At 68.6% G+C, this 8,485-nt stretch carries 6 protein-coding genes; 5 read left to right on the top strand and 1 reads right to left on the bottom strand.

The annotated features are described in order from the left end of the window. The 4 genes from oxc to Q4I23_RS11775 all read left to right on the top strand — a co-directional run. On the top strand, positions 1-1,494 hold a 1,494-nt coding region (oxc, locus tag Q4I23_RS11790), incomplete at its 5' end, for an oxalyl-CoA decarboxylase (RefSeq protein ID WP_498526368.1). A gap of 118 nt (positions 1,495-1,612) precedes the next feature. Next, positions 1,613-3,343, top strand: coding sequence for an NAD(P)H-dependent oxidoreductase subunit E (locus tag Q4I23_RS11785; protein WP_498526367.1), 1,731 nt, complete (start codon positions 1,613-1,615; stop codon positions 3,341-3,343). Between the two features lies 1 nt (position 3,344). Further along, positions 3,345-6,098, top strand: a complete 2,754-nt coding sequence (gene fdhF, locus Q4I23_RS11780) for a formate dehydrogenase subunit alpha (protein WP_174443849.1) — start codon at positions 3,345-3,347, stop codon at positions 6,096-6,098. Between the two features lie 108 nt (positions 6,099-6,206). Further along, complete coding sequence (locus Q4I23_RS11775) at positions 6,207-7,052, top strand: IclR family transcriptional regulator (protein WP_454020692.1); 846 nt, start codon at positions 6,207-6,209, stop codon at positions 7,050-7,052. Positions 7,053-7,490: 438 nt separating this feature from the next. On the opposite strand, the gene soxR is transcribed toward Q4I23_RS11775, so the two are convergent. After that, a complete protein-coding gene (gene soxR / locus Q4I23_RS11770; protein ID WP_014200107.1) occupies positions 7,491-7,952 on the bottom strand; it encodes a redox-sensitive transcriptional activator SoxR in 462 nt (153 codons plus the stop codon). A 97-nt stretch (positions 7,953-8,049) separates the two neighbouring features. On the opposite strand from soxR, the gene Q4I23_RS11765 reads away from it, so the two are divergent. Then, a complete protein-coding gene (locus tag Q4I23_RS11765) occupies positions 8,050-8,310 on the top strand; it encodes a hypothetical protein (RefSeq protein WP_014200106.1) in 261 nt (86 codons plus the stop codon). Positions 8,311-8,485 lie beyond the last annotated feature (175 nt).

The following is an 8,485-nucleotide window of genomic DNA, read 5'->3' as shown; positions in this document are numbered from 1 at the left end:
ATGACCGTCTCGGCGCCGGGCTTCCTCAACGGCCTGACCGCGCTGGCCAACGCCACCACCAACTGCTTCCCGATGATTCTGATCTCCGGCTCGTCGGAGCGCGAGATCGTCGATCTCCAGCAGGGCGACTACGAGGAGATGGACCAGCTGGCCATCGCCAAGCCGCTGTGCAAGGCGGCCTTCCGCGTGCTGCACGCCCAGGACATCGGCATCGCCGTGGCCCGGGCCATCCGCGCCGCGGTGTCGGGCCGTCCGGGCGGCGTCTACCTCGACCTGCCGGCCAAGCTGTTCTCGCAGGTCATGGACGCCGCCGAGGGCGCCCGCTCGCTGGTCAAGGTGGTCGACGCCGCCCCGGCGCAGCTGCCCTCGCCGGACTCGGTCTCGCGTGCTCTGGAGGTGCTGAAGGGCGCCAAGCGGCCGCTGATCATCCTCGGCAAGGGCGCCGCCTACGCCCAGGCCGACGAGGCGGTGCGTGAGCTGGTCGAGAAGAGCGGCATTCCGTTCCTGCCGATGAGCATGGCCAAAGGCCTGCTGCCCGACACCCACCCGCAGTCGGCGGGGGCGGCGCGCTCGATGGTGCTGAAGGACGCCGACGTGGTGGTCCTGGTGGGGGCGCGCCTGAACTGGCTGCTGTCGCACGGCAAGGGCAAGACCTGGGGCGAGCCAGGGTCGAAGACCTTCATCCAGATCGACATCGAGCCGCGCGAGATGGACAGCAACGTGGCGATCGTGGCCCCGCTGGTCGGCGACATCGGGTCGTGCGTGTCGGCCCTGACCGCCGGGATGGCCAAGGGCTGGACGCCGCCGCCGGCGGAGTGGACGGGGGCTGTGTCGGCGCGCAAGGAGGCGAACATCGCCAAGATGGCGCCCAAGCTGATGAGCAACGCCTCGCCGATGAACTTCCACGGCGCGCTCGGCGCGCTGCGCCGGGTGGTGCAGGAGCGGCCGGACGCCCTGCTGGTGAACGAGGGGGCGAACACGCTGGACCTGGCGCGCGGGATCATCGACATGCACCAGCCGCGCAAGCGCCTGGACGTCGGGACCTGGGGCGTGATGGGCATCGGGATGGGCTTCGCGGTGGCCGCGGCGGTGGAGTCGGGCAAGCCGGTGCTGGCGGTGGAAGGCGACAGCGCGTTCGGCTTCTCGGGCATGGAGGTGGAGACGATCTGCCGCTACAACCTGCCGGTGTGCATCGTGGTGTTCAACAACAACGGCATCTACAAGGGGACGGACGTGAACCCGACGGGCGGGTCGGACCCATCGCCGATGGTCTTCGTTCCGGACTCGCGCTACGACAAGATGATGGAGGCCTTCGGCGGCGCGGGCGTCAACGTGACGACGCCGGACGAGCTGTACCGCGCGGTCAGCGCGGCGATGGACAGCGGCCGGCCGACGCTGATCAACGCGGTGATCGACCCCAACGCCGGGTCGGAGAGCGGCAACATCGGCAGCCTCAACCCCACCAGCGCCGTCCGCAAGGGTCCTAAGCAGTAACGCCTTCCTAAATTATAAAAAATTAAGCCCCCCGGAAAAATCGGGGGGCGGTTCCAAACGACTGTACGACATCCCAGCGTTACTAAGAATCAGCCTGAGACGAGAGGGGAGGGCGGACATGGACACGGCCATCGTCGCCAAAGACGACAACAAAAGGCGCGCCATCCATCCCGGTTCGGGGCGCCGGAACACCCGGCCCCAGCCGAAGGGCCGGCAGGTCGATCCGGCGGCCCTGGCGGAGGTGCAGGACCTTCTCGGTGACCGGTCCCGGCAGCGGGACCTGCTGATCGAGCATCTGCACCTGTTGCAGGACACCTATCACGGGCTGCACGCCCGCCATCTTGCGGCGCTCGCCCACGAGATGCGGCTGGCCCTGGTGGAGGTGTACGAGGTGGCGTCCTTCTACGCCCACTTCGACATCGTGATGGACGGGGAGGAAGCCCCTCCGCCCGTGACCGTCCGGGTCTGCGACAGCCTGTCCTGCTGCATGGCCGGCGGCGAAAAGCTGCTCGACGAGCTGAAGGCCGCCGACATGGGGCCGGACGTCCGGGTGGTGCGCGCGCCCTGCATGGGCGCCTGCCACAACGCCCCGGCGGTGGCCATCGGCCATGCCCTGCACGAGAACGCCACGGTCGAGAGCGTGGTCACCGCCGTGAAGAACGGCGAGACGCACCCGCAGCTCCCCACCTATGTCAGCCTGGAGCAGTACAAGGCGGAGGGCGGCTACCGCCTGCTCGCCGACTGTCTCGCCGGCAACGTCCCGGTGGACGACATCCTCGGCAAGCTGGAAGGCGCCAACCTGCGCGGCCTCGGCGGCGCCGGCTTCCCGACCGGCCGCAAGTGGCGCTTCGTCCGCCATGAGCCCGGCCCCCGCCTGATGGCGGTGAACGGGGACGAGGGCGAGCCGGGCACCTTCAAGGACCGCTTCTATCTGGAGAACGATCCGCACCGCTTCCTGGAAGGGATGCTGATCGGCGCCTGGGTGGTCGAGGCGACCGACGTCTACATCTACCTGCGCGACGAGTACCCGCACATCCGCGAGGTGCTGGAGCACGAGATCGCCGCCGTGGAGAAGGCCGGCCTCGCCGGGCACACCCGCATCCATCTGCGGCGCGGCGCCGGGGCCTACATCTGCGGCGAGGAGTCCGCGATGCTGGAGAGCATCGAGGGCAAGCGCGGCCTGCCGCGGCACAAGCCGCCCTTCCCGTCGGTCGTCGGCCTGTTCGGCCGCCCGACCCTGATCAACAACGTCGAGACGCTGTTCTGGATCAGGGACATCCTCGAGAAGGGCGCCGACTGGTGGGGCAGCCACGGGCGCAACGGCCGCAAGGGCCTGCGCAGCTACTCCGTCTCCGGTCACGTGAAGGACCCGGGCGTGAAGCTGGCCCCCGCCGGCGTCACCATCCGCGAGCTGATCGACGAGTATTGCGGCGGCATGGCCGACGGCCACACGCTGAAGGGCTATCTGCCCGGCGGCGCGTCGGGCGGCATCCTGCCCGCCAGCATGGACGACATCCCGCTGGACTTCGGCACGCTGGAGCAGCACGGCTGCTTCATCGGCTCCGCCGCGGTGGTCGTGCTGTCGGACAAGGACGACATGCGCAAGGTCGTGCGCAACCTGCTGGACTTCTTCGAGGACGAAAGCTGCGGCCAGTGCACGCCCTGCCGCGTCGGAACGGAGAAGGCGGTGGCGCTCATCAAGCAGCCGGTGTGGGACGAGCCGCTTCTGACGGAACTCGCCCGGCTGATGGGCACGGCGTCGATCTGCGGCCTGGGTCAGGCCGCGATGAACCCACTCAAGAGTGCGCTGAAGCACTTCCGCGACGATCTGCGCGGGGAGGTCCGGTGATATGAGCGACCGCATCCTGTTCCACCTCGACGACGAACTCGTCGAAGCCCACGCCGGCGAGACGATCTGGCAGGTCGCCAACCGCCTGGGCACCGAGATCCCGCATCTCTGCTACGCCGACGAGCCGGGCTACCGCGCGGACGGCAACTGCCGGGCCTGCATGGTCGAGATCGACGGCGAGCGCGCCATGTCGGCCTCCTGCGTGCGCCACCCGACGCCGGGCATGCGCGTCCGCTCGGCCAGCGAGAACGCCAAGTTCGCCCGCAAGATGGTCATCGAGATGCTGGTCGCCGACCAGCCGAAGCGGGAGGAAGCGCACGACCCCGACAGCAAGTTCTGGCGCTGGGCCGACCGCCTGGAGGTTTCGGACAGCCGCTTCCCCAGCCGGGAATGCGCGCCGAAGCCCGACTTCAGCCACCCGGCCATGGCGGTGCAGCTCGACGCCTGCATCCAGTGCAACCTGTGCGTCCGCGCCTGCCGCGAGGTCCAGGTCAACGACGTGATCGGCATGGCGCTGCGCGGCCACAAGGAGACGATCGTCTTCGACTTCGCCGACCCGATGGGTGACAGCACCTGCGTCGCCTGCGGCGAGTGCGTCCAGGCCTGCCCGACCGGCGCGCTGATGCCGAAGACCCAGGTGGACCTGAACAGCGGCGTCTTCGCCGCCGCCCCGGACCGCAAGGTGGACAGCGTCTGCCCCTATTGCGGCGTCGGCTGCCAGCTCACCTACAACATCAAGGACGAGAAGCTGCTGTCGGTGACGGGCGGCGACGGCCCGGCCAACAAGAACCGGTTGTGCGTGAAGGGCCGCTTCGGCTTCGACTACATCCACCACCCGCACCGCCTGACCAAGCCGCTGATCCGCAAGGAGGGCGTGTCCAAGCACGACGTGGACATCGACCCGCTCAACCCGCTGACCCACTTCCGCGAGGCGAGCTGGGAGGAGGCCCTTGAGGTCGCCACCGCCGGCCTGCGCAAGATCCGCGACGAGCGGGGCGGCTCGGCGCTCGCCGGCTTCGGCTCGGCCAAGGGCTCCAACGAGGAAGCCTATCTGTTCCAGAAGCTGGTGCGCGTCGGCTTCGGCACCAACAACGTCGACCATTGCACCCGCCTGTGCCACGCCTCCTCGGTGGCGGCGCTGATCGAGGGCATCGGGTCGGGCGCGGTGACGGCCCCATTCATGGCGGCCAAGGACGCCGAGGTGATCGTCGTCATCGGCTCCAACCCGACGGAGAACCACCCGGTCGCCGCGACCTTCTTCAAGAACGCTGCCAAGCGCGGCGCCAAGCTGGTCATCATGGACCCGCGCGGTCAGGTGCTGAAGCGCCACGCCAGCCACATGCTGCAGTTCAAGCCGGGCCGCGACGTGCCGATGCTGAACGCCATGCTGAACGTCATCATCAGCGAGGGGCTGTACGACGAGCGGTATGTGGCGGAGCACACCCAGGACTTCGAGGAGCTGCGCGCCCATATCGCCAGCTTCACCCCGGAGGCCATGGAACCGGTCTGCGGCATCCCGGCGGAGCAGCTCCGCGAGGTCGCGCGCCTCTACGCCACCTCCAAGGGCTCGATCATCTTCTGGGGCATGGGCGTGTCGCAGCACACCCACGGCACCGACAACGTGCGCTGCCTGATCGCCCTGTCGCTGGTCACCGGCCAGATCGGGCGCCCCGGCACCGGCCTGCACCCGCTGCGCGGCCAGAACAACGTCCAGGGCGCCTCCGACGCTGGCCTGATCCCGATGATGTTCCCGGATTACCGTCCGGTGGACGATCCCGAGGTCCACGCCTTCTACGAGGATTTCTGGGACACCAAGCTGGACTCCAAGCGCGGCCTGACCGTCGTGGAGATCATGGACGCGATCCACGCCGGCTCGCTGAACGGCATGTACGTGATGGGCGAGAACCCGGCCATGTCCGATCCGGACGTGGAGCACGCCCGCGACGCGCTCGCCAAGCTCGACCATCTGGTGGTGCAGGACCTGTTCCTGACCGAGACGGCCAAATACGCCGACGTGGTGCTGCCCGCCTCGGCCTGGCCGGAGAAGACCGGGACGGTGACCAACACCAACCGCCAGGTCCAGCTCGGCCGCCAGGCCCTGCCGCCGCCCGGCGAGGCCCGGCAGGATCTGTGGATCGTCAACGCCATGGCCCGCGGCCTGGGTCTGGACTGGAATTACGAGCACCCGCGCGACGTGTTCCGGGAGATGAAGGGGGCGATGCCGTCGCTCGACAACATCACCTGGGAGCGGCTGGAGCGCGAGCGCTCGGTGACCTACCCCAGCCTGTCCGCGGACGATCCGGGCCAGGAGATCGTGTTCGGCGACGGCTTCCCCACGGCCACCGGCCGCGGGCGTCTGGTCCCCGCCGACGTGATCCCGCCGGCGGAGGAGCCGGACGCGGAGTTCCCGATGGTGCTGACCACCGGGCGCCAGCTTGAGCATTGGCACACCGGTTCGATGACCCGGCGCGCCCAGGTTCTGGACGATCTGGAGCCGGAGGCGGTGGCCTACATGAGCCCGGCGGACCTGCGGCGGATGGGTGCCAAGGGCGGCGACCGCATGAAGGTCACCACCCGGCGCGGCACCATCGAGCTGAAGGCGCGGTCGGACTACAACGTCCCGTCCGGGCTGGTATTCGTGCCCTTCTGCTACGCCGAGGCGGCGGCCAACGTGCTGACCAACCCGAAGCTGGACCCCTACGGGAAGATTCCCGAGTTCAAGTTCGCCGCGGCCCGCATCGAGCCGGCGGCATAGCCAACCGGCGGCCCCCGCTCCCCGCAAGGGAGAACCGGGGGCCGCCACACCCGAGGACGACAACGGCGCGATGCAACAGCGCCGGACGATTTCGAGAGGGATGGGACGATGAAGACGCAAGCGCTGATGATGGCACCCCCGGCCCTGCGGGCCGAAGGCCGCGCGGAAACCGTGGACCGTGCGGCGAAGGGCAATCTCGTGCAGTCGCTGTCGCGGGCACTGAGCATCATGACCATCCTCGGCCAGTCGGACAGCCCGATGAGCCTGACCGCGGTGGCCGAAGCGGCGCATCTCTCGCCCTCCACGGCGCACCGTCTGCTGACCACCCTGCAGGAGGAGCGTTACGTGCGCTTCGACCAGGGCAAGCGCGGCTGGGCGGTCGGGGTGCAGGCCTACATGACCGGCACCGGCTTCCTGAAGACGCGCAGCCTGCTCGACGTCGCCCGCCCGCGGATGCGCCGGCTGATGGAGGAGACCAGCGAGGTCGTCAATCTGGCCGTTGAGGAGAACGGCGAGGCCATTTATCTGCACCGGGTCGGCGGCCCGCGCGTCGCCCAGGCGGCGCTTCCCGTCACCGACCGCACGCTGCTGCACTGTTCCGCCGTCGGCAAGGCGCTGCTCGCCGGCATGCCCGACACGCGGGTGCAGAGCATCGTGACCCAGCGCGGCATGCGCCAGTTCACCCGGACCACCGTGTCGTCGATCCCGGCGCTGCACCGGGAGCTGATCCTGACGCGCGACCGCGGCTACGCCGTGGACCAGGAGGAGCGGGTCAGCGGCCTGCACTGTGTCGCCGCGGCGATCTATGACGAGCAGGCCCGCGTCATCGGTGCCCTGTCGCTGTCGAGCACCAACCGGCGCCTGGACGACGCCCGCGTCGTGGCCTTCGGTGAGATGGTCAAGCGCACCGCCGCGGCGGTGACCGCCGAGATCGGCGGGCGTTTCCCGACCTGATCCCTGGGCCTGATCCCTGGGCCTGATCCGGAACACCCTTACGGAATTCGAATTCGCGCCGGCCGGGAGGCGCGATCCGCCCCGATCCGCAAATCCTTCGGATTGGGTTGGGGCGGCTGTTACCCCGGTTTTCCTTCCTGTCACGTAGTGCTGCCCTGAAGAAACTGACCGCGCCCGCAACGGCGCGGTCTTTTTTTTGGAAAAACACTTTGTTTCCGCAATGTGGAAGCTTGAGATTCCTTGTTGCGTCCCGGCGAAGACTCGGGCATCATTCTTCTTACACAGGGTTCATCACCCTTTGTATCGGGCGGGTTGTTGCTCCGCATTATATGCGAGCCTCTCGGATACTGGCCGTGCTGGAAACAGCACGGCCTTTTTATTGCCGGGACGGCGCCGGACGGGGAGGCCATGCTGCAGTGCGGCAAAACAGCGCGGATGTCACCGCGGATCGAGCAGGCGCGGTCCGGGACCGTCCTCCGACAGCTCGTCCCAGGGGTTGCGCAGCGGGCATTCGCCGAGCGACAGGCAGCCGCAGCCGATGCACCCCTCCAGCCCGTCGCGCAGCTTGGTGAGCACGGCGATGCGCTCGTCCAGGTCCGCTTTCCAGGCCGCGGACAAGCGTTTCCAGTCCTCTGCGGTGGGGGTGCGGCCGTCCGGCAGGGTCTTCAGCGCCTGCGCGATGGTGGCCAGGGGAACGCCCAGGCGCTGGGCCACCTTGATGACGGCGATGCGCCGGAGCACGTCGCGGGGGAAGCGGCGCTGGTTGCCGCTGCTCCGCCAGCTCGCGATCAGCCCCTTTGATTCGTAGAAGTGGATGGTGGACACTGCCACACCGGAGCGTTCCGCGACCTCGCCCACGGAAAGGTCCTTGTCCATGTCCGCGGGATCGAGAATCGCCATCGCCGGGCCTCCCCTGGGGTTCGGAACCTCTTGACCTCAAGTGAAGTTGAGGTCGTATCGAGAGAGAGTCAACAGCGCGCCGCATCGAGGGTAGCCGATGATTTCACCAACCTCCGTCGACTGGACTTCGCTCAACACCCTGCGCGCCACGCCGGGGCCGGAGGTGACGGCTCTGCCGGCCTCGTTCCTGACGATCACCAAGGCCGCGAACCTGAAGCCGGCCATCGTCCGCCCGGTGCTGGACGGGCTGCTGCGCCAGGGCTTCGTGCGCGAGTATGAGACCCAGTACGGCAAGGCCTACGCCCGCACGCCGGAGGGCAACCAGCGCATCCGCGAAGTGAGGGAGTGGCTGCGGTAGAATCCCCTCGCCCCCCTGGGGAGAGGGCGGCCCGAAGGGCCGGGTGAGGGGGATTTACGCCCGGCAGGACGGAAAAAAGAATTGCCCGGCAGGGCGGATCGCCTTCGGCGCCCCCTCATCCCGGCCTTCTCCCCGGAGGGGAGAAGGAACAGCACAAAAAAAGAACGGCGCCCCT

The sequence above is a fragment of the Azospirillum sp. UFLA03-27 genome (genome assembly GCF_059803775.1).
This window is presented reverse-complemented; position numbering and strand designations above follow the sequence as displayed.